Annotated in this window: 22 protein-coding genes; 5 read left to right on the forward strand and 17 right to left on the reverse strand. The window is 75.7% G+C overall.

The features are described 5' to 3' along the window. The first annotated feature begins 33 nt into the window (after positions 1 to 33). Positions 34 to 1,155: an o-succinylbenzoate--CoA ligase gene (gene menE, locus C5507_RS19730; protein WP_104530205.1), complete on the forward strand. Its 1,122-nt coding sequence runs from the start codon at positions 34 to 36 to the stop codon at positions 1,153 to 1,155. Then, positions 1,155 to 2,024 carry a 1,4-dihydroxy-2-naphthoate polyprenyltransferase gene (locus C5507_RS19735; RefSeq protein ID WP_104530206.1) on the forward strand — a complete coding sequence of 290 codons (870 nt, stop codon included), beginning with the start codon at positions 1,155 to 1,157 and terminating at the stop codon, positions 2,022 to 2,024. The genes menE and C5507_RS19735 overlap by 1 nt, the downstream gene beginning before the upstream one ends. 12 nt (positions 2,025 to 2,036) lie before the next feature. Here the strand turns inward: C5507_RS19735 and C5507_RS19740 are convergent, their stop codons facing one another. Continuing rightward, a complete protein-coding gene (locus tag C5507_RS19740; protein ID WP_104530207.1) occupies positions 2,037 to 2,372 on the reverse strand; it encodes a DUF4229 domain-containing protein in 336 nt (111 codons plus the stop codon). Further along, positions 2,365 to 2,793: an Lrp/AsnC family transcriptional regulator gene (locus C5507_RS19745; RefSeq protein WP_211295537.1), complete on the reverse strand. Its 429-nt coding sequence runs from the start codon at positions 2,791 to 2,793 to the stop codon at positions 2,365 to 2,367. The genes C5507_RS19740 and C5507_RS19745 overlap by 8 nt, the downstream gene beginning before the upstream one ends. Before the next feature lie 104 nt (positions 2,794 to 2,897). On the opposite strand from C5507_RS19745, the gene C5507_RS19750 reads away from it, so the two are divergent. Next, positions 2,898 to 3,113, forward strand: a complete 216-nt coding sequence (locus C5507_RS19750; protein WP_104530209.1) for a hypothetical protein — start codon at positions 2,898 to 2,900, stop codon at positions 3,111 to 3,113. 2 nt (positions 3,114 to 3,115) lie between these two features. On the opposite strand, the gene C5507_RS19755 is transcribed toward C5507_RS19750, so the two are convergent. The 15 genes from C5507_RS19755 to C5507_RS19825 all read right to left on the reverse strand — a co-directional run bounded on the left by C5507_RS19755 (position 3,116) and on the right by C5507_RS19825 (position 17,827). Next, positions 3,116 to 3,418, reverse strand: coding sequence for a hypothetical protein (locus tag C5507_RS19755; RefSeq protein ID WP_104530210.1), 303 nt, complete (start codon positions 3,416 to 3,418; stop codon positions 3,116 to 3,118). A 126-nt stretch (positions 3,419 to 3,544) separates the two neighbouring features. Continuing rightward, positions 3,545 to 4,504 (reverse strand): c-type cytochrome biogenesis protein CcsB, encoded by a 960-nt coding sequence (ccsB, locus tag C5507_RS19760; RefSeq protein WP_104530211.1) that lies wholly within the window; start codon positions 4,502 to 4,504, stop codon positions 3,545 to 3,547. Beyond that, a complete protein-coding gene (gene resB, locus C5507_RS19765) occupies positions 4,497 to 6,122 on the reverse strand; it encodes a cytochrome c biogenesis protein ResB (RefSeq protein ID WP_104530212.1) in 1,626 nt (541 codons plus the stop codon). The genes ccsB and resB overlap by 8 nt, the downstream gene beginning before the upstream one ends. 76 nt (positions 6,123 to 6,198) lie before the next feature. Next, entirely contained in the window at positions 6,199 to 7,017 is an 819-nt protein-coding gene (locus tag C5507_RS19770; protein ID WP_104530213.1) for a cytochrome c biogenesis CcdA family protein, read from the reverse strand. Between the two features lie 2 nt (positions 7,018 to 7,019). Beyond that, a complete protein-coding gene (locus C5507_RS19775; protein WP_104530214.1) occupies positions 7,020 to 7,601 on the reverse strand; it encodes a TlpA family protein disulfide reductase in 582 nt (193 codons plus the stop codon). Further along, entirely contained in the window at positions 7,598 to 8,236 is a 639-nt protein-coding gene (locus C5507_RS19780; RefSeq protein ID WP_104530215.1) for a histidine phosphatase family protein, read from the reverse strand. The genes C5507_RS19775 and C5507_RS19780 overlap by 4 nt, the downstream gene beginning before the upstream one ends. Further along, positions 8,233 to 9,606 (reverse strand): glutamate-1-semialdehyde 2,1-aminomutase, encoded by a 1,374-nt coding sequence (gene hemL / locus C5507_RS19785; RefSeq protein WP_104530216.1) that lies wholly within the window; start codon positions 9,604 to 9,606, stop codon positions 8,233 to 8,235. Before hemL ends, C5507_RS19780 begins: the two co-directional genes overlap by 4 nt. Continuing rightward, complete coding sequence (locus tag C5507_RS19790) at positions 9,603 to 10,076, reverse strand: hypothetical protein (protein WP_104530217.1); 474 nt, start codon at positions 10,074 to 10,076, stop codon at positions 9,603 to 9,605. Before C5507_RS19790 ends, hemL begins: the two co-directional genes overlap by 4 nt. 4 nt (positions 10,077 to 10,080) lie before the next feature. Continuing rightward, positions 10,081 to 11,076: a porphobilinogen synthase gene (gene hemB, locus C5507_RS19795; protein WP_104530218.1), complete on the reverse strand. Its 996-nt coding sequence runs from the start codon at positions 11,074 to 11,076 to the stop codon at positions 10,081 to 10,083. Beyond that, entirely contained in the window at positions 11,073 to 12,617 is a 1,545-nt protein-coding gene (locus tag C5507_RS19800; protein ID WP_104530219.1) for a bifunctional uroporphyrinogen-III C-methyltransferase/uroporphyrinogen-III synthase, read from the reverse strand. The genes hemB and C5507_RS19800 overlap by 4 nt, the downstream gene beginning before the upstream one ends. 109 nt (positions 12,618 to 12,726) lie before the next feature. Then, positions 12,727 to 13,737, reverse strand: a complete 1,011-nt coding sequence (gene hemC, locus C5507_RS19805) for a hydroxymethylbilane synthase (RefSeq protein ID WP_104530220.1) — start codon at positions 13,735 to 13,737, stop codon at positions 12,727 to 12,729. Continuing rightward, the gene (locus C5507_RS19810) at positions 13,734 to 15,092 is read right to left on the reverse strand and encodes a glutamyl-tRNA reductase (RefSeq protein WP_104530221.1); all 1,359 of its coding nucleotides are present in this window, start codon (positions 15,090 to 15,092) and stop codon (positions 13,734 to 13,736) included. The genes hemC and C5507_RS19810 overlap by 4 nt, the downstream gene beginning before the upstream one ends. Then, positions 15,089 to 15,751: a redox-sensing transcriptional repressor Rex gene (locus C5507_RS19815; RefSeq protein WP_104530222.1), complete on the reverse strand. Its 663-nt coding sequence runs from the start codon at positions 15,749 to 15,751 to the stop codon at positions 15,089 to 15,091. The genes C5507_RS19810 and C5507_RS19815 overlap by 4 nt, the downstream gene beginning before the upstream one ends. A 245-nt stretch (positions 15,752 to 15,996) precedes the next feature. Then, positions 15,997 to 16,242: a glutaredoxin family protein gene (locus tag C5507_RS19820; protein ID WP_104530223.1), complete on the reverse strand. Its 246-nt coding sequence runs from the start codon at positions 16,240 to 16,242 to the stop codon at positions 15,997 to 15,999. After that, positions 16,235 to 17,827, reverse strand: coding sequence for an AMP-binding protein (locus tag C5507_RS19825; protein ID WP_104530224.1), 1,593 nt, complete (start codon positions 17,825 to 17,827; stop codon positions 16,235 to 16,237). Before C5507_RS19825 ends, C5507_RS19820 begins: the two co-directional genes overlap by 8 nt. 197 nt (positions 17,828 to 18,024) lie before the next feature. Between C5507_RS19825 and C5507_RS19830 the strand changes: the two genes are divergently transcribed. Together C5507_RS19830 and C5507_RS19835 are read left to right on the forward strand one after the other, a co-directional pair. Further along, positions 18,025 to 18,825: a sigma-70 family RNA polymerase sigma factor gene (locus tag C5507_RS19830; RefSeq protein ID WP_207225850.1), complete on the forward strand. Its 801-nt coding sequence runs from the start codon at positions 18,025 to 18,027 to the stop codon at positions 18,823 to 18,825. A gap of 115 nt (positions 18,826 to 18,940) precedes the next feature. Continuing rightward, a partial coding sequence (locus C5507_RS19835; RefSeq protein WP_158657659.1) for a hypothetical protein occupies positions 18,941 to 19,205 on the forward strand: 265 nt, incomplete at its 3' end.

Consider the following 19,205-nt stretch of genomic DNA (forward strand, 5'->3'; position numbering starts at 1 on the left):
GTCCCTGCACGGGGCCGCATAGGCTCGTCCGTCGTGGCTCGGCACCTCACCCTCGTGGCCGCGGCCGAGCTGTCCGACGACGACGTCCGCGCGGCCCTCGACGGCGACCGGCCGCTCGCCGTCCTCCCCGCCGGGCCGCCGGCCGTGGTCGACGCCGCCCGCGCCGCGCTCCGCCCCGGCGAGCCGCTCGAAGCGGGCACCGACCTCGTCGTCGTCACCTCCGGGTCCACCGGCGGCGGCCGCGGCGTGCTCCTCTCCGCCACCGCGCTGCGGGCCTCGGCGACCGCGACCCTCGACCGGATCGGCGGCCCCGGCAGCTGGCTGCTCGCCCTGCCCGTGTCGGCGATCGCCGGTCTGCAGGTGGTCTGCCGCGCCCTGCTGGCCGACCGCCCCGCCAGCCGGCTCGACCCCGGGGAGTCGCTGGCCGCCGCCGTGGCCCGGATGCCGGCCGGCGACCGGCGCTACACCTCGATGGTCCCCACCCAGCTGCGCCGCTGGCTGGACGCCGAGCCCGAGGCCCTGCGCGCCTTCGACGCGGTCCTCGTCGGTGGCGCGGCCGCCGATCCCGCCCTCCTGGACCGCGCGCGGGCCGGGGGCGTCGCCGTCGTCACCACGTACGGGATGACCGAGACCGCGGGCGGCTGCGTGTACGACGGCCGGCCGCTGGACGGCACGCGCGTCCGCATCGCCGACGGGGGGATCGAGCTCTCCGGGCCCAGCCTGGCGCTGGGCTACCGCGGCGACCCGCAGGCCACCGCGGCCGCCTTCGCCGACGGCTGGTTCCGCACCCGGGACGCGGGCACCCTCCACGACGACGGCCGGCTCACCGTGCACGGCCGGCTGGACGACGTCGTCATCACCGGCGGGGTCAACGTCGTGCCCGCCGCCGTGGAGACGGCGCTGCGCGGGCACCCCGCCGTCGCCGACGCGGTGGTCTTCGGCCGGCCCGACCCGGAGTGGGGACAGCGGGTCGTGGCCGCCGTCGTCGCGGCACCGGGGGCAGCGCCGGAGCTCGCCGACCTGCGCTCCTGGGTGACCGACCGCCTCGGCGCCCCGGCCGCCCCGCGGCAGCTGCACCTGCTCGACGCGATCCCGACCTTGCACACGGGCAAGCCCGACCGCCGCGCCGTCGCGGCCCGCACCCCGGAGGTCTGATGGCCACCCCCGCCCAGTGGCTGGCCGGAGCCCGCCCGCGCACGCTGCCCGCCGCGCTGGCGCCCGTGCTCGTCGGCACCGGCGCCGCCGTCGCCCTCGACGGCTTCCGACCCGGGCCGGCGCTGCTGGCCCTGCTCGTCGCCCTGGCCCTGCAGGTGGCGGTCAACTACGCCAACGACTACTCCGACGGCACGCGCGGCACCGACGCCGACCGCGTGGGGCCCATGCGGCTGGTCGGCTCGGGGGCGGCCACCCCGCGCCAGGTGCTCGTCGCGGCGCTGCTGTCCTTCGGCGTCGCCGGGCTGGCCGGCCTCGCGCTGGCCGCGGTGTCCAGCTGGTGGCTCGTGGCGGTCGGCGCGGTCTGCATGGCGGCGGCCTGGACCTACACCGGCGGCCCGCTGCCCTACGGCTACCGGGCGCTGGGCGAGGTGTTCGTCTTCGTCTTCTTCGGGCCGGTGGCCGTCGTCGGCACCACGTTCGTGCAGACCCGCACGGTCGAGGGGCTGGCGTTCGCCGTCTCGGTGCCCATCGGGCTGCTGATCGTCGCGATCCTGGTGGTCAACAACCTGCGCGACCTGGCCGGCGACGCCGAGGTCGGCAAGCGCACGCTCGCCGTCCTGCTCGGCGACCGGGCGACCCGGTTGCTGTTCGCCGCGCTCTTCGGCACCGCCTTCGCCGTCGTCGCCGCGGTCGGCCTCGAGCGGCCGTGGGCGCTGCTCGGCCTCGCGGCCGCTCCCCTGGCGCTGCCGCCCGCGCGCACGGTGCTCGCCGGCGCACGCGGGCCGGCGCTGATCGCCGTCCTCCAGGCGACCGGGCTGGTCACCCTGGCCACCGGGGTGCTGCTGGGGGCTGGGCTCGCGCTCAGCTGAGCCCGGCCGGGCTCACTCGCCGCCGCTGAGCCGGTTGCGCAGGTCGTCCTTCGCCGCCTTGCGGGCGACGGCACGGGCCGCCAGGGCCTCGGTCAGCCGGTCCCGGGAGGGACGCAGGAGCAGGTAGGACACCGGCATCGACAGCAGCAGGCCGAAGAGCAGGCCGGGGAAGCTGCCGAGCCCGACGAGCCACAGGATCAGCACGAGGGCCGCGGTGATCGACAGCCGGCCGACCACGTACATGAGCGCCCACGGCAGCAGCTTCGGGGGCGTCGCCGCCCCGCCGGCCGGGCCCACGGGCGCGGCCGCGCCGGCCGTGGTGTTGGCGGTGGTGTTCTTCTCAGCCATGGCGGCCCTCCCACTTGGTCGACAGGACGACCGTCGTCCGGGTCCGTGCGACCCCTCTGATCCGGTTCAACGCGTTGACGGTGGCCTCGAGTGCCGGGATGTCGGTCACGCGCACCTTGAGCACGTAGCCCTCGCTGCCGGCGACGCGCCAGCAGTCCTCGATGCCCGGGACCTCCCGCATCGCCGTCTCGAGACCGGTGTCGTCGACCGAGTCGCTCTCGATGACGCCGATGAGCGCGGTGACGTCGAGGCCCACCGACGACGGGTCGACCACCGCCCGGTACCCGGTGATCACGCCCGCCGCCTCGAGCTTGCCCACGCGCTCGTGCACCGCTGGTGAGGAGAGACCGACCTGGCGCGCGAGCTCGGCGTAGCTGGCGCGGCCGTTGGCGCGCAGCAGGTCGATCAGCTGCTGGTCCACGGCGTCGATGGGAGTTCTCCGTCCTCAACGGGAGCGGGGACGTCCGCTCACGGCACCGAGTATCCCGACGGTCGTACGCTGGGGTCCGACGAGGGGGTGGGCCCGTGGTGTTCCTGGTTGTTCTCTTGGTGGCGGTCGTCGTGATGCTGGTGGTGGTGCGCGCCGCCATCGCGTCCGGCAGGCCGGACGGAGCCCCGCGCGCGCGCCGGGCTCCCCGCCGGCCGCAGGGGCCGGTCCGGCCCGTCGCGCCGGACGACGATCCCGAGTTCCTGCGCGAGCTGGGGCGCCGTGCCCGCAAGGACGACGGCTCCCCCACCTGACCTCAGGCCGCGCGAGCGGCTCCGAAGAGCCTGCGCCAACCCAGCCGCGGAGGGGTCCGGGCGGGCTCGTCCTCGACGGCGGTGTCCTGGTCGTCGCGCCCGGAGCCGCCGGGCCAGCCGACCGGGCTCTCGCCGGGCCGGGGAGCGGACGGCTCCGGTGCCTGCGGCCAGCCGACGTTCCCGCCCTCGCCGGCGGACGCCGGCTCCTCGCGGTGGGCGCCGGTGACATCGGCGGGCCGCTGTGCCAGCGCGGCGGCGACCAGCGGGTGCGCCGAGGCGCCGTCGGCCGCGGTGTGCCTACCCATGCCGCGCCTCCGTGCCGGTCCGCCGGCTGTCGATGTGCTCCATGCGGGCATGGAAGCACGCGCCTGCGACATCAGTCACCGGTCCCGGCCACGGCTCTCCCCCGGACGGGCGTAGCGCCGGCCGGATCAGTCGACGCCGGCGTAGCTGTGCAGACCGGTGGAGACCAGGTTGACGAACGTCAGGTTGAAGATCATGACGGCGAGGCCGACGACGTTCACCCAGGCCGCCGGGCGCCCGCGCCAGCCCGCGGTCGTGCGGGCGTGCAGGTAGGCGGCGTAGACCACCCAGGCGACGAACGACCACGTCTCCTTCGGGTCCCAGCCCCAGAACCGGCCCCAGGCCGCCTCGGCCCAGACCGCACCGGCGATGACCGCGAACGTCCAGATCGGGAAGCCGAAGACGGCGGTCCGGTGCGCGAGCCGGTCGAGAACCTCGGCCGCGGGCAGCCGGGCGACGAAGCCCGCCCCCGAATCGGCGCCCGGCCGCGAGCGCACCAGGTAGAGCACGCTGGCGATGCCGCTGACCATGAAGATGCCGAAGCCGAGGATCGCGGCGGTGACGTGGATGGCCAGCCAGTAGGACCGCAGCGCGGCGACCACCGGCGCGGCCTCGGTGTACAGGCCCAGCCCGATGGCCACGAGCGAGAGCACCACCGGCCCGAGCACGAAGACGCCGATGTGCCGCAGGTTCGGGGTGCGCAGCGCCAGGCCCGTGTAGGCCACGACGGCGACCAGCACGACGGCCGTCGAGAACTCGTACATGTTGCCCCAGGGCAGCCGGTCCGTCGCCATGCCGCGGGTGACCAGGACCCCGGTGTGGGCCAGCGCGCCGAGCGCCGTCACGCCGATCGCCACCGCACCCCAGCGGTTGCCGCGCTCGGTGCCACCGGTCCGCTGCGGCGCCGTCGGCCGCGCGTCCTCCACCAGGACGCCGCCGGAGGACGCGGCGCCGACCAGCTCGCGGGCGCGCTCGGTCCGCCGCCCGAACGCCAGCTGCGCGCAGAACGCGACCAGGGCGACCGAGTACAGCGCAACGCTCACGGAGAAGAGGCTGTCCGACAGCTCGGCCAGCGCGGGGTCAGTCACGGGAGGGGACCTCCGGGTAGGTTGCGGTGCGGGACGCCGCCGTGGCGAGAGCGTCCTGCAGGTCGTCGGTCAGCGCGGTGAACCGCGGCCGGCTCTCACCACCGCCCCGGGTGAGCGAGGCGATCGAGAGCACGGTACCTCCGCCGGCGGCGGCGGGCTCCGCCCGGGCGAAGACCCGCTCCCGGCGCAGGAGCAGCAGTCCGAGGAGCCCGGCCAGCAGCGCGATCGAGGCGCCGAGCACCCAGAGCTGGCCCGGGTCGTGCGAGTACTGCATGGCCGCGAACTCCTTGTACCCGGTGAAGGTCACCCGGGTTCCGTCGGGCAGGTCCAGCGACTCCCCCACCGACAGGTTCGCCGCGCCGACCTCGGTCAACCGGCCGCGCTCGATCTGGCTGGCGTCGAGCGAGTAGACCGACTGCGGCAGGCCGGAGTCCAGGCCCAGGTAGCCCTGGTAGGCGAAGATCGCCACCTGCGGGGCCAGGGGCCGGGGGTCGACCGAGGTGAGCAGGCCGCCCTGCATCAGGCCGGTGGGGGCGAAGAAGCCCTCGAGGGCCAGCTGCTCCTCCTGCCCGGCCCCCAGGTCGGGCAGCTTGAGCGCGCCCTCGCTGGCCAGCGTCTGCTGGTCGGTCGGCAGGAACGGCGCCGAGACGTCGGTGAAGGCGGTGCCGTCGGGCAGCGTCACGGTGAACGTCGGGCTGAACCCGTGCCCGGTGACGTAGACCCGGTCGCCGTCGATCCGCAGCGGATCGTTGACGCCGATCGTCCTCGCGCGGTCCTCGCCGGCGGGCTCCCCGTACCGGATGTCGGCGGTGAACGAGGCAGCGGTGAGGTCCTCCTCGTACTCGGCCCGGAACTGGTCGAGGTCCACGCACAGGGAGTTCAGGTCGGCGCTGTCGACCAGCGGCCCGGCGGAGTAGGTGTCGTACTGCTGGAAGGTGTTGCAGAAGCCCTGGCCCTCGGTGACCAGGATGCTGCCCTCGTAGCCCCAGAGCTTCCCGCCGGCCAGGCCCAGCAGGAGCGCCAGCAGGGAGAGGTGGAACAGCAGGTTCCCCGTCTCCTTGAGGTAGCCCTTCTCGGCCGACAGCTCGGGCCCGTGGGCGGTCTCCCGGCGGACGACGCGGAACCGCCGCACCCGCAGCTCCTCCTCGACCGCGTCGAGCGCGGCGCCGGGCGCCAGCGCGCTGTCCAGCCGGCCGGAGTCGGGCAGCCGCAGCAGGTTGCGCGGCGCGGGCGGCGGCGGCGTGCGCAGCGCGCGGGCGTGCTCCATGGCCCGCGGGACGACGCAGCCGATCAGCGAGATGAACAGCAGCAGGTACACCGCGGCGAACCACGGCGAGCTGAAGACGTCGAACAGGTACAGCCGGTCCAGCACCGGGGCGAGGTCGGGGTTCTCCTCGAAGTACCGGTTGACGCTGGTGCGCGACAGCGAGCGCTGCGGCAGCAGCGAGCCGGGCACGGCGGCCAGCGCCAGCAGGAACAGCAGGATGATCGCCGTCCGCATGGCGGTGAGCCGGCGCCACCAGCGGAGCAGCACGGCCCCGGCCCGGCGGCCGGCCGACGACGGCGGCGAGGGGGGCGGGGTCGCGGCCGACGGCCGCGGCGGGGCGACGGTGCTCACGATCTCATCAGCTCGCTCCCGCGCGCCGCTGCGCTCCTCGCTCGTCCCTCGCTGCGGTGCTCACGCCGCTGTCCGCTCACAGCGAGGTCTCCGCGAACCCGGTCGCGGCCAGCCACGAGCGCAGCCAGCCCATCATCTCGGTCCAGGCACCGGTGACCAGCAGCAGGCCGACGACGACCAGGACGACGCCCCCGAAACGGGTGACCGCGCCCGCGTGCCGGCGCAGGAACGTCGTGGCGCCGACGGCCCAGCGGGCGCCGAGGGCAACCAGCACGAACGGCACCCCGAGCCCGAGGCAGTACGCCAGGCCCAGCAGCGCGCCACGTCCGGCGGTCGCCTCGGCGAAGGCCAGGTTCTGGACGGCGGCGAGCGTGGGACCCATGCACGGCGTCCACCCGAGCCCGAACACGACGCCGAGCAACGGCGCCCCGGCCAGCCCGACCGCCGGGCGCGCGGACAGCCGCTTGGTCCGCTGCAGCCACGGGACCCGGCCGAGGAACGCCAGCCCGACGAGGACGGTGACGACGCCCATCACCCGGGTGATGAGCTCGTTGTGCACCAGCAGCAACCGCCCCAGCCCGCCGAAGGCACTGCTGATGGCGACGAAGACCACGGTGAAGCCGAGCACGAAGAGGACGGCTCCGAGCACCATGCGTCCCCGGGGTGGGCGCTCGTCGGTCGTGGGCAGGACGGCCGTGGTGCCGCTCTCCCCGACCGGCGCCGGGACGGTGGTGCGCGCCCCGCTGCCGACCAGTCCGGTGACGTAGGACAGGTAGCCCGGGACCAGCGGCAGGACGCACGGCGAGGCGAAGCTGATCAGCCCGACCAGCGCGGCCACCGCCGCGGCCACCAGCAGCGGCCCGTCGGTGACCAGCTCGGCGAATGCCTCCCCCACGGTCAGACCTCTTCCGCCAGCACCCGGTCCAGCACGGCGCGCAGGTTCTCCTCGCTCACCGCACCGGTGTACACCGCGGCGACCCGGCCCTGCCTGTCCAGGACGATCGTCGAGGGGATCGCCGTAGCGGGGTAGTCCCGGAAGGCGAGCGCCACCTCCCCGCGGGGGTCGTACACCGAGGGGAACTCGATGCCGAACCGGTCGACGAAGGCCACCGCGAACTGCTCGCTGGTCTCCTTCACGTTGATGCCGAGGAACTGCACACCTTCGACGCGCACGTCGGCGTAGACCTCCTGGAACTCCGGCGTCTCCACCCGGCAGGGCGGGCACCAGGAACCCCAGAAGTTGAGGACGGCGACGTCGCCCACCAGCTCCACCGACGAGAACGACTCCCCGCCGCCCCCCAGCAGCGTGCCGGAGAACTCCGGGGCGGCGGCCCGCTCGACCGGGGGGATCACCTCACCGGAGGGGGTGGCCTCGACGAAGCGGAACTCGCCGCCGTTGTTGACGTCGACCTGGTCGGCCCCGGTGGAACACCCCGAGACCAGCGCTGCAGCGAGGAGCGCCACCATGACGTGCCTCATGCGCCCGGCACCGCGTCGGGGTCGGTGGCGCCGGCGGGCTCGGCGTAGCTCACGCCGCGCAGCCGGTCGCCGTCGTAGGTGACCGACGTGACGCTCGCGAGCGCGCACTCCCGGCGCCGCGGGTCGTGCGCGTAGCGACGGCCCTCGACGTGCAGCCGGGTGGTCCAGATCGGCAGCTGGTGGCTGACCAGCACCGCCTCGTGCCCGCGGGCGGCCTCGCGCGCGGCCTCGACGGCGGCCAGCATCCGCGTGGCGATCTCCACGTAGGGCTCACCCCACGACGGCCGGAACGGGTTGCGCAGCTTCCACCAGTTGCCGGGCGCGCGGAAGACGCCGGTACCTCCGGCCACGGCCATGCCCTCGAAGGCGTTGCCGGCCTCGATCAGCCGGTCGTCGAGGGTGACGGGCAGCCCGGTGGCGTCGGCCAGGGGCTGCGCCGTCTGCCGCGCACGCTCCAGCGGGCTGGAGACGAGGTGGGTGACGTCCCGGCCGGTGAACCACTCCGCCGCCGCGAGGGCCATCGCCTCGCCGGTGGTGGACAGCCGGAACCCCGGCATCCGGCCGTAGAGCACGCCCCCGGGGTTGTCCACCTCGCCGTGCCGCAGGAGGTGGACGACGGTCGTCTCCCCGGTCACGTGCTCACCTCGGACAGGTCCTGGTCGGCGGGACGGCCGTCGCCGGGTGCCGCGGCCGCGGCGCGAGCGGCGGCCGGGAGGGCCTCCAGCACGCGGTCGAGGGCCTCACCGGCCAGCGCGGCGTTGACGAACCAGGACTCGAACGCCGACGGCGGCAGGTAGACGCCGCGGGCCAGCAGGGCGTGGAAGAAGGCGGTGTAGCGGGTGACGTCCTGCGTCCTCGCGTCCTCGTAGTCGCGCACCTGGCGCTCGTCGGGCACGAAGAAGATGGAGAACATGCTGCCCGCCTGCTGCACCCGGTGCGGCACGCCGGCGGCGAACAGCGCGGCGCTGGCCGCACCCCGCAGCAGGGCCGACACCTCGTCGCAGCGGGCGTAGACCTCGTCGGTGCAGTGGCGGAGCGTGGCCAGGCCGGCGGCCACGGCCACGGGGTTCCCCGACAGCGTGCCGGCCTGGTAGACCGGCCCGCTCGGCGCCAGGTGGGCCATCAGGTCCGCGCGACCGCCGAACGCGGCGGCCGGCAGCCCGCCGCCCATGACCTTGCCGAAGGTGAACAGGTCGGCGTCGACCGGGTCCAGGCCGTACCAGCCCGACCGCGACACCCGGAACCCCGTCATGACCTCGTCGAGGATCAGCAGCGCCCCGTGCGCGGCCGTGATCCGGCGCAGCTCGGCGTTGAAGCCGCCCAGCGGTGGGACGACGCCCATGTTGCCGGCGGCGGCCTCGCTGATGACCGCGGCGATCCGGCCGCCGTGCTCGGCGAAGACCGCCTCGACGGCGGCGACGTCGTTGTAAGGCAGCACGATCGTGTCGGCGGCGGCGCCGGTGGTGACCCCGGGGGTGTCGGGCAGCCCCAGGGTGGCGACGCCGGAGCCCGCCGAGGCGAGCAGCGCGTCGACGTGGCCGTGGTAGTGGCCGGCGAACTTGACCAGCAGCGGCCGTCCGGTGGCGCCGCGGGCCAGCCGGACCGCCGAGAGCACGGCCTCGGTGCCGGAGTTGACCAGCCGCACGCGCTCGACCGGGGCCATGCGGGCGCGGATCTCCTCGGCCAGGTCGAGCTCGCCCTCGGTCGGGGCGCCGAAGGAGAACCCGCGCCGCGCAGCGGCGGTCACCGCCTCGACCACGGCGGGGTGGGCGTGCCCCAGGATCATCGGCCCCCAGGAGCTGACCAGGTCCACGTACCGGCGGCCGTCGGCGTCGGTGATCCAGGGACCCGAGCCCTCGGCCATGAAGCGCGGGGTGCCGCCGACGGCGCGGAACGCGCGCACCGGGGAGTTCACCCCGCCGGGGGTGATCTCCTGACCGCGGGCGAAGAGGCCGGCCGACACCGGGGCCTCGTAGGGATACGTCGAGCTGTCCGGCGAGGTCACGGTTCCAGTGTCCCCTGCGGATCGAGGAGGGCGGCGCGGAGGGCGGCGGGATCCCGTGTGGGAACCAGCACGGTCCGCCCGTCGGCGAGCTTCAGCGGCAGGCCGGTGCGGCCGCGCGGCAGCGACCAGCCGCCGCCGAGCACCGGCGCGCCGGCGTCGGCACCGGAGTCCACCGAACGCAGGTGGTCGGCGTCGATGTCGGCCAGCGGCACCCGCTCCCGCCCCACGACCAGCGCGCCGTCGTCCCCGATCCCCTGGACGCGCAGGGTCCACAGCCGGCGGGCCGACAGCGTGCTGGCGCCGACGACACCGAGGACCGACACCACGGCCACCAGCCACAGCAGCGGCGGGACGTCGGGGCCGGGCAGCGCGACGTCGACGAGGAGGAAGAGCGCGAGGGCCCCGGCCACCGTCCAGAACGGCGTCCAGGAGCCCCCGGGCTCGACGTACTCCTCCGCCGGCGCGGTCATCGGCTCAGCCGCGGGTGAGCAGGCGGGCGGCCTCGACCGCCCAGTAGGTGAGCACCTGCCCGGCGCCGGCCCGCCGGATGGCGGTCAGGGTCTCCAGGATCGCGCGTTCCCGGTCGATCCAGCCGTTGGCGGCGGCCGCCTCGACCATCGCGTACTCACCGCTCACCTGGTAGGCGCTCACCGGCACCTGCACCGCGTCGGCGACCGCGCGCACGATGTCCAGGTAGGGCAGGGCGGGCTTGACCATGACCGCGTCGGCGCCCTCGGCGAGGTCCTGCGCGACCTCCCGCAGCGCCTCGTCGGCGTTCGGCGGGTCCATCTGGTAGGTCGAGCGGTCACCGAACTGCGGCGCCCCCTCGGCGGCTTCCCGGAACGGCCCGTAGAAGCCGGAGGCGTACTTCGCCGCGTAGGCGAGGATCGGCACCTCGGTGAACGCGGCGCTGTCCAGCCCGGCCCGGATCGCCGCCACCTGGCCGTCCATCATCCCGCTGGGCGCCACCAGGTGGGCGCCCGCCTGCGCCTGCGCGATCGCCACCGCGGCGTACCGGTCCAGCGTCGGGTCGTTGTCCACGACGCCGGCGGGGGTGACCACGCCGCAGTGCCCGTGATCGGTGTACTCGCACAGGCAGAGGTCGGCCATGAGCACCAGCTCGTCGCCGAGGTCGGCGCGCAGGTTCTGCAGCGCCACGTTGACCACGCCGTCGGCGGCGTCGGCCTGCGACCCGACCGGGTCCTTGTCCGACGGGACGCCGAAGAGCATCAGCCCGCCGATGCCGGCCTCCGCCGCCTCCGCGGCGGCCTGCCGGAGCGAGTCGTGGGTGTGCTGGACGACGCCGGGCATCGAGCCGATGGCGACCGGCGAGTCGATGCCCTGCTTCACGAAGACCGGCAGCACCAGGTCGGCCGGGGCCACCCGGGTCTGGGCGGTCAGCCGCCGGAGCGCGGGCGTCGACCGCAGCCGCCGCCCGCGCGCGAACCCGGGACTCGCGCCAGCACTCACCTGCCCTCGCCGTCCTCCGCCTCGCGCAGCGACAGGGCGTACTCGGCCAGCGCGTCGACCAGGGGCGCCACGGCCGCGGTCTCCGGCTGCACGTCCACGCGCAGGCCGAACTCCTGGGCGCTGGCCGCGGTGGCGGGGCCGATGACCGCGACGACAGTCTTCGCGTGCGGCTTGCCCGCGATGCCGACCAGGTTGCGCACCGTGCTCGAGGAGGTGAAGCAGACGGCGTCGAAGCCGCCGCCCTTGATCGCCTCGCGCACCGACGCGGCCGGCGGCGCCGCCCGGACGGTGCGGTAGGCGGTGACGTCGTCGATCTCCCAGCCGCGCTCGACCAGCCCGGCGGCGAGGGTCTCGGTGGCGATGTCGGCCCGCGGCAGCAGCACCCGGTTGATCGGGTCCAGCACGTCGTCGTACTCCGGGAAGTCGGCGAGCAGGCCGTGGCTGGACTGCTCACCGGTGGGCACGAGCTCGGGCACGATGCCGAAGTCGCGGACGGCCTGGGCGGTCTGCTCGCCCACGCAGGCCACCTTGACGCCGGCGAAGGCGCGGGCGTCCAGGCCCAGCTCGACGAACTTCTCGCGGACCGCCTTCACCGCGTTGACCGAGGTGAACACGATCCAGCCGTAGCGCCCGGTGACCAGACCCTTGATCGCACGGTCCATCTGGGCCGGGCTGCGCGGCGGCTCGACGGCGATGGTCGGCACCTCGACGGGCACGGCGCCGTAGGCGCGCAGCCGGTCGCTCATCTCGCCGGCCTGGTCCTTGGTGCGCGGCACGAGCACCCGCCAGCCGAACAGCGGGCGGCTCTCCCACCAGGACATGCGGGCGCGCTTGTCGACGATCGAGCCGATGGTGGCCACGACGTGGCCGCTGAGCGGGTCCAGCCCGGCGGTCTTCTCGGCCACGGCCGACAGCTTGCCGACGACGCTCTTCTGGCCGGTGCCGGAGCCGCCGGTGGTGACGACCACGGGGGTGTTGCCCGACAGGCCGCCCTCGATCAGCCGCGCGGCGGCGTCGGGGAGCAGCTCGGCGGTGCCCTGCACGACCAGCGTGCCGCCGGTGCCGGAGGCGGCCGCGGCCAGCGCGCCGAGATCGGTGCCGCTGTGCAGGTCGGCGGTCACCGTGGTGCTGCCCATGGCCACGCCGGCGAAGGCGGGCACGGCGGTGGCGGTGGCGACACCGGGCACCACGTCGAAGGGCACCGAGGTGCGGCCGACGGCGAGCACCTCCTTGACGACCTCGTCGGAGGTGTAGGGGTCACCGACGACCAGCCGGACGACGACCGAGCCGCTCTTGGCGGCGGCCACCGCGCCCTTGGCGATGTCGGCCGGCTCGCCGGAGACCGGCGTCAGCTCGGTGCCCGGGTTCGCCGCGCGGACGGCGTCCTGGAGGGCTGCGGCGACATCGGGGTCCACCAGCACCACGGCCGCCTCGGCCAGCGCGGCTGACGCGCGGGCGGTGAGCATGCCGGGGTCACCGGGGCCGGCGCCGACGAAGACGACCCGGCCCGACTGGCCTGCGGTCTTGCGGAAGCGCGTCATCGCGTGCTCCTGATCCTGGCCCGAGCAACTCGGGCGTCTGTCATGGCCCGGGTCCGGGCCGTTACGGGGGTCTGTGGGGTGGTGCGGGGCGCCGACCGCGTCGCCGCGGTCACCTGCCGGCCGCCATCAGCTCGGCCGCGCCGCGGTCGAGCAGTTCGGCGGCCAGCGCGCGGCCGAGCGCCGCGGCGTCGGCGAGCGGCCCGGTGGCCGAGCCGCGGACGCCGTCGCTGCCGTCCAGCGCGGTCACCGAGGCCCGGAGGAACAGCTCCGGGCCGGCCTCGCCCTCGGCCAGCTCGGCGTAGGCGGCGACCGGCGCGCTGCAGCCGGCCTCCAGCGCCGCGAGGGTGGCGCGCTCGGCCACGACGCAGGCGCGGGTGGTCGCGTCCTCCAGCCGGCCGAGCAGCTCGCGGGTGCGGGCGTCGCTGGTCCGGCACTCGACCGCCAGCGCCCCCTGCGCGGGGGCGGGCAGCACCTGGAGCGGGTCGAGGGTCTCGGTGATGTGCGCCAGCCGGCCGATCCGGCTCAGCCCGGCACGGGCCAGGACGACGGCGTCCAGGTCACCGGGGCCCTCGCCGGCCCCGGGCACCCGGCCGAGGCGGGTGTCGACGTTGCCGCGGATCGGCACGATGTCCAGGCCGAGGCCGAGCGCGCGCAGCTGGGCGACCCGGCGCGGGGCGCCGGTGCCGATCCGGGAGCCGGCGGGCAGCTCGCCGAGGGTCAGCCCGTCCCGCGCCACGAGGGCGTCGCGGGGGTCCTCCCGGGGCGGCACCGCCGCCAGGATGAGCCCCGGCTCGGGCGCGGTCGGCAGGTCCTTGTAGCTGTGCACCGCGAGGTCGACCTCGCCGGCGAGCAGCGCCCGGCGGATCGCGGCCACGAACACCCCGGTGCCACCCATCTGCGCGATGGCGGCCGAGGACCGGTCGCCCTCGGTGCTGAGGAGCACCAGCTCCACGGGCACCCCGGTGGCGGCGGTGAGGGCGTCGGCGACGGTCCGCGACTGGGTGCGGGCGAGCTCGCTGGCGCGGGTGCCCAGCCGCAGCGGCACGGTGGTGACGGTGGCCGCGGCGGTGGTCTGCACCTGGGCGGCACCCGCGGAAGCGGTCTGCACGTCGGCGGTCATGCCGTTCCTCCCGGACGGTCGGGGTCCACGGTCACCGCGTCCGCCAGCCGCCCGGCACCGGGCGTGACGTCGGCGTCGAAGCCGAGACCGAACAGGGCGCGCAGCGCACCGGCGTAGTCGGTGCCGCCCGGCGTCGCGGCCAGCTCCTTGACCCGCACGGTGGGCTCGTGCAGCAGCTTGTCCACCACGCGGCGGACCGTGCGCGCGATCTCCGCGCGGGCGCGGGAGTCCAGGTCGGGCAGCCGGCCGGCCAGCCGCAGCAGCTCGGCGTCGACCACCTCGGCGGCCTGCGAGCGCAGCGCCGAGACGGTCGGGCCGACCTCGGCGGCGCGTCGCTCGGCACGCAGCAGCGCGGTCTCGGCCTCGATCATGGCCCGGGCGGAGTTGATGTCGTCGACGGCCACCGGGCTCGTGGCCGCGCGACCGTCGGCGGCGGCCCGCTCGCCCTGCAGCAGCGCGAGGTCGACGACGTGCACGCCGGGGAGCGCGGCCACGCCGGGGTCGACGTCCCGGGGCAGCGCCAGGTCCACGACGACCAGCGGCCGGTCGCCGCGGCCGGTCATCGCCGCCGCGACGACGTCCGTGCCGACGACCAGCCCGGTGGCACCGGTGCAGGTCAGCAGCACGTCGGCGGCGGCCAGCTCCTCCGCCATGCGCTCCATGGGCGCCGGGCGGCCGCCGACGGTCTCGGCCAGCCGCTGCGCCGAGACCTCGGTCCGGCTGGCCACGACGACGTCGGCGCCGCGGCGGGCCAGCGTGGTGGCGGCCAGCGCACCCATGGAACCCGCGCCGACGACCAGCACCCGGCGGCCGGTGAGGCTGCCGATGCGCGCCTCGGCACGGTCCAGGGCGACCGACACCAGCGAGGCGCCGGCCTTGTCGATGCCGGTCTCGGAGTGCACGCGCTTGCCCACCCGCAGCGCCCGCTGGGCGACCGGGTGCAGCGCGCGGCCGACGGTGCCCTCCTCGCGGGCCAGGGCGTAGGCGGCCCGCAGCTGCCCCAATACCTGGGTCTCCCCGACCACCATGGAGTCCAGGCCGGCGGCCACCGTGAACAGGTGCGCCACGGCCTGGTCCTCGTAGTGCACCGTCACGTACGGCGAGAGCTCCTCGACCGTCGCGCCCGCCTGGCGGGCCAGCACCCGGCCGACGTCGGTGACGCCGCCGTGGAAGCGGTCGACCTCGGCGAAGACCTCGATGCGGTTGCAGGTGGCCAGGACCAGCGCCTCGCTGACGTGGTCGCTCCCGACCAGCTCGTGCAGCGCCTTGACCCGGTCGTCGGCACCCATGGCGAACTGCTCGAGCAGCGCGACGGGAGCGGTCTGGTGGCTGACGCCCACCGCGAGCAGGCTCATGCCGTCACCTCCTCTGCGGGCACGGCGCGCTGCTGGCCGAGGAAGGCCAGTACCTGCAGTTCCACGGACAGGTCGACCGGGCGGACGTCGACGCCCGCCGGCGCCACGAGGGTCACCGGCGCGAAGTTCAGGATGCTGCGCACGCCCGCCCCGGTCAGCCGGTCGCAGACCTGCTGGGCGACGTCGGCCGGGGTCGCGATGACCCCGATCGAGGCGTCGGTCGCCGTGACGGTCGCCTCGAGCTCGGCCATGGACTGCACCGTCAGGCCGCCGATGGACTGCCCGACCCGCGCCGGGGAGGCGTCGAAGAGACCGACGAAGTGGAAGCCGCGGCTGCCGAAGCCCGCGTAGTCGGCGAGCGCGGCGCCCAGGTTGCCGATGCCCACGAGCACGCAGGCGCGGGACCGCTCGGCGCCGAGGACGCGGGCGATGCGCTCCCGCAGGGCGCGGACGTCGTAGCCGACCCCGCGCACGCCGCAGGAGCCGAGGTGCGAGAGGTCCTTGCGCAGACCGGCCGGGTTCACGCCGGCGGCGGAGGCGAGCTCACCGGAGGAGACGGTGGTCCGGCCGCCGTCGGCGAGGCTGGTGAGCACCCGGAGGTACACGGCCAGACGGGCGACGGTGGCCTCCGGGATGGTCCGGGGCCGTGGCTGGATCACGGGCTCTCCACAGCGGTCGCACCCGGGAGGCCCGGCGGGCGCCGGGGGCGGATCTGCGACATCGGGGACGCGAGCGGCAGGTTCGCTCGCCTCCGCCACGGTAGCCGCTTGTGAACGCAGGAACAAAGTCGCCGACGAGGCGATGGGCCGCTGACCAGGCCAGATCCCGCCCGCTGTGGCAGACGCCACCATAACCGCAGGTCAGGAGCCACCCGGACGAGGGGCGGAGCCGGCCGCGAGGGCCGTCAGCGCAGGCCCAGGTCCCGTCGCAGCCGGGGCACGTCGAGGGTGAAGTAGGAGTGCTCGCGGCCGTCGAGCAGCAGCACCGGCACGCGGTCGCCGTACTCGGCCTGCAGCTCCGGGTCCGTGTCGACGTCGACGTCGTGGACCTCCAGCCCCGCCTCTGCCGCGATCGGCACCAGCTGCTCGGCCGCGGTCAGGCAGAGGTGGCAGCCGGCCCGGCCCAGCAGCTGCAGCCGCGGCTCAGCCACCCGCAGCGCTCCCGGCTCCGGCCGCGCTCTCCGCGGGGACGGCGTCCGGCGCCTCGCTGAGGCCGAGCTCCCGCAGCCGCGCGCGGCTGACCTTGCCGGTGAGCGAGTGCGGCAGCGAGCCGAGGAAGTGCACCGACGCCGGCACCTTGTACCGGGCGAGCGACCGGCCCGCGTGCGCCTGCAGGTCCTCGACGGTGAGCCGCTCCCCGGGGACCAGGACCACGACCGCGCGGACGGCGGCACCGGTGCGCTGGTCCGGTACGCCGATGACCGCACTCTCGACGACGGCCGGGTGCTGGTCCAGGACCCGCTCCACCTCGGCCGGGTACACGTTGAAGCCGCTCACCAGGATCAGGTCGCTGCGCCGGTCGACCAGGTGCAGGTCGCCGTCGGCGTCCCGGTAGGCGAGGTCGCCCGTACCCAGCCAGCCCTCGGCGTCCGGGCCGTCCGCGCCGTCGGGCCAGTAGCCGGCGAACAGGTTGGGTCCGCGGACCCAGATCTCGCCGGGCCCCTCGTCACCGTCGGAGGAGTCGTCGTCCTCCGACGCACCGCCCTCGGGCGGGTCCACGGTGAGCGCGCCGACCGAGGCGGTGTCGCGCAGGGCCAGCTCCAGGCCCGGGACCGGACCGCCGATGCAGGCGGGCTTGGCCCGGCCGGTGGCCAGCGTGCTGGCCACGACGGGGGCCGCCTCGGTGAGCCCGTAGCCCTCCCACACGGTGATCCCGGCCCGCTCGCGCATCGCCGTCCACACGTCCTGGGGCAGGGGGGCCGCTCCCGCGGAGGCGATCCGGACGGCGGCGAAGCCGCGCCGCAGCTCCGCGTCGCCCCCGGCGGCGTCGGCCGCCGCCAGCCACGCCTGGTACATCGGCGGGGCGCCCGGGACGGCGGTGACCTGCTCCCCGGCCATGACGGCCAGGGACGTCCGGGGGTCGAAGGTCTCCAGGAGGACGGCGCAGGCGCCGGTGGCCGCCACGAGGCCGAACCCGGCGTTGAGGCCGTAGACGTGGAACAGCGGGAGCACGAGGAGGACCCGGTCGTCCGACCGCACGGGCGGCGGGTCCATCGCCAGGCACTGCTGCTGGTTGGCGTGCAGGGCGCCGGAGGTCAGCATGGCGCCGCGCGGCCGGCCGGTGGTGCCGCTGGTGTAGCAGAGGAAGGCCAGCGCGTCCGGGTCGTCGGGCACCCCGGCCGCCGGTCCGTCGGCCTCGGGCGGTCCCGGGCAGACCGGCACGCCGGCCAGGGAGTCGCGCTCCCCCGGGGCCACCAGCAGGGAGGCGCCGGAGTCGGTCAGCACGTGCTCGAGCTCGGGATCGGTGTAGGCGGTGTTCACCGGGACGACGACCAGCCCGGCGCGCAGGGCGCCCAGGACGGCCCGCAGCCAGTCCAGGCCGTTGGGCAGCTGCACCGCGACGCGGTCCCCGCTCGCCAGCCCGCGCCCGGTGTAGCCGGCTGCCACGCGGTCGGCGGCCGCGTCCAGCTCGGCCCAGGTCAGCCGTCGGTCGCCGGCCACCACCGCCGGCGCGTCGGGGTCGCGCTGAGCGGCGGCGCGGACCAGCGCGGCCAGCGAGCTGCCTGCCTCGGACACTGACATCTCCTGTCGTCGGTGCGGCGTCGGCCGGCCTGCGGACACCTGTTCGGCCACGAATGCGTGGCTGACGTGGACGAGCTGGGGCGATGTTGTCACCATGGGGCCAGCGCCGCAGCCCACGCGCGCCCTCCTGGCATGCGTGGCGCACGATCCGGTCCAGGCACAGCGGGCCGACGAGGAGGTCGAACGCCCGCATGCCCCATCCCCTCGACGCCGGACGTCCCACGGGTCCACCGGCGCCGGCGCGGGTCCGTCCCACGCCGTTCCCGCGTACGAGCGCCGAGGCTCTCCCCGTCAACGAGCCGAGCGCCGATCCGGTGACGGCCGCCGGCGGCCCGGGCGACGGCGGGTCCGGCGACGGTGTCGTCGCCGGCGGCTCCTCGACCGACGAGCTGCCCGCCGAGGTGGCCGAGGAGATCGCCGCGGTCGAGGAGCACACCGCTTCCGGGGGCGTCGACGTCTGGGGGCTGGTCCGCCAGGCCCAGGCCGGGGACGCCGAGGCGTTCGGGCGGCTCTACGACCACTACGTCACGCTGGTCCACCGGTACGTCTACCACCGCGTGGGCGACCGGGCGACGGCCGAGGACGTCACCAGCGAGACCTTCGTCCGCGCGCTGCGCCGGATCGACTCGCTGTCGTTCCAGGGGCGCGACGTCGGCGCGTGGCTGGTGACGATCGCCCGCAACATCATCCGGGACCAGGTGAAGAGCAGCCGCTTCCGGCTGGAGATCAGCACCGCCGACATGCGCGACGCCGACCGGGCCACCGACGGCCCGGAGGACGCGGTCCTCCAGCACCTCACCAACGAGCAACTCCTGGCGTGCGTGCGGCAGCTGGGGAGCGAGCAGCAGGAGTGCATCGTCCTGCGCTTCCTGCACGGGCTCTCGGTGTCCGAGACTGCCGAGATCATGGGCAAGAAGGACGGCGCCATCAAGGCGCTCCAGCACCGGGCGGTCCGGCGGCTGGCGGGGCTGCTGCCCGAGGGGCTGCGATGAGCGACCGGCGCGCGAACGGATGCGTAACCGCCGGGTCGGGTCGGTCGTTGATCTCACTGCAGCGGTCCCCCGGCATTGGCGGGACCGGCTCGGGCACGAGGACGGGAGGCCGCGGGTGATCCGCTCCGACGACGGCATGCTCCCCTCCGGCACCGACGTGCGCGACCCGGAGGCGGCGGTCGTCGCGCGCCTGCAGGCCCTCTCCACGCGGCTCGACGACGAGCCGGACGCGCAGTACCGCGCCCGCGCCCGCGCCCGGCTGGTGGCCATGGCCGCCGTCCGCACCCCGGAGCCGGCGCCGCGATCCCTCGCCGCGCGGCTGCTGGCCGCCCGCGCCGACGACCGGCCGACCCCGCGCTGGCGGGGGCGCCTGACCGCGG

The organism is Blastococcus saxobsidens, from assembly GCF_002938435.1.
Taxonomy (GTDB): domain Bacteria; phylum Actinomycetota; class Actinomycetes; order Mycobacteriales; family Geodermatophilaceae; genus Blastococcus; species Blastococcus saxobsidens.

Excerpts from the sequence above, each read along its gene's own strand:
- C5507_RS19830 (WP_207225850.1), top strand. The coding sequence starts at position 18,025 with ATGCCCCATCCCCTCGACGCCGGACGTCCCACGGGTCCACCGGCGCCG.
- C5507_RS19810 (WP_104530221.1), bottom strand. The coding sequence starts at position 15,092 with ATGAGCCTGCTCGCGGTGGGCGTCAGCCACCAGACCGCTCCCGTCGCG.
- hemC (WP_104530220.1), bottom strand. The coding sequence starts at position 13,737 with ATGACCGCCGACGTGCAGACCGCTTCCGCGGGTGCCGCCCAGGTGCAG.
- C5507_RS19800 (WP_104530219.1), bottom strand. The coding sequence starts at position 12,617 with ATGACGCGCTTCCGCAAGACCGCAGGCCAGTCGGGCCGGGTCGTCTTC.
- C5507_RS19755 (WP_104530210.1), bottom strand. The coding sequence starts at position 3,418 with ATGGGTAGGCACACCGCGGCCGACGGCGCCTCGGCGCACCCGCTGGTC.
- C5507_RS19740 (WP_104530207.1), bottom strand. The coding sequence starts at position 2,372 with ATGGCTGAGAAGAACACCACCGCCAACACCACGGCCGGCGCGGCCGCG.
- C5507_RS19790 (WP_104530217.1), bottom strand. The coding sequence starts at position 10,076 with ATGACCGCGCCGGCGGAGGAGTACGTCGAGCCCGGGGGCTCCTGGACG.
- C5507_RS19775 (WP_104530214.1), bottom strand. The coding sequence starts at position 7,601 with ATGAGGCACGTCATGGTGGCGCTCCTCGCTGCAGCGCTGGTCTCGGGG.
- C5507_RS19735 (WP_104530206.1), top strand. The coding sequence starts at position 1,155 with ATGGCCACCCCCGCCCAGTGGCTGGCCGGAGCCCGCCCGCGCACGCTG.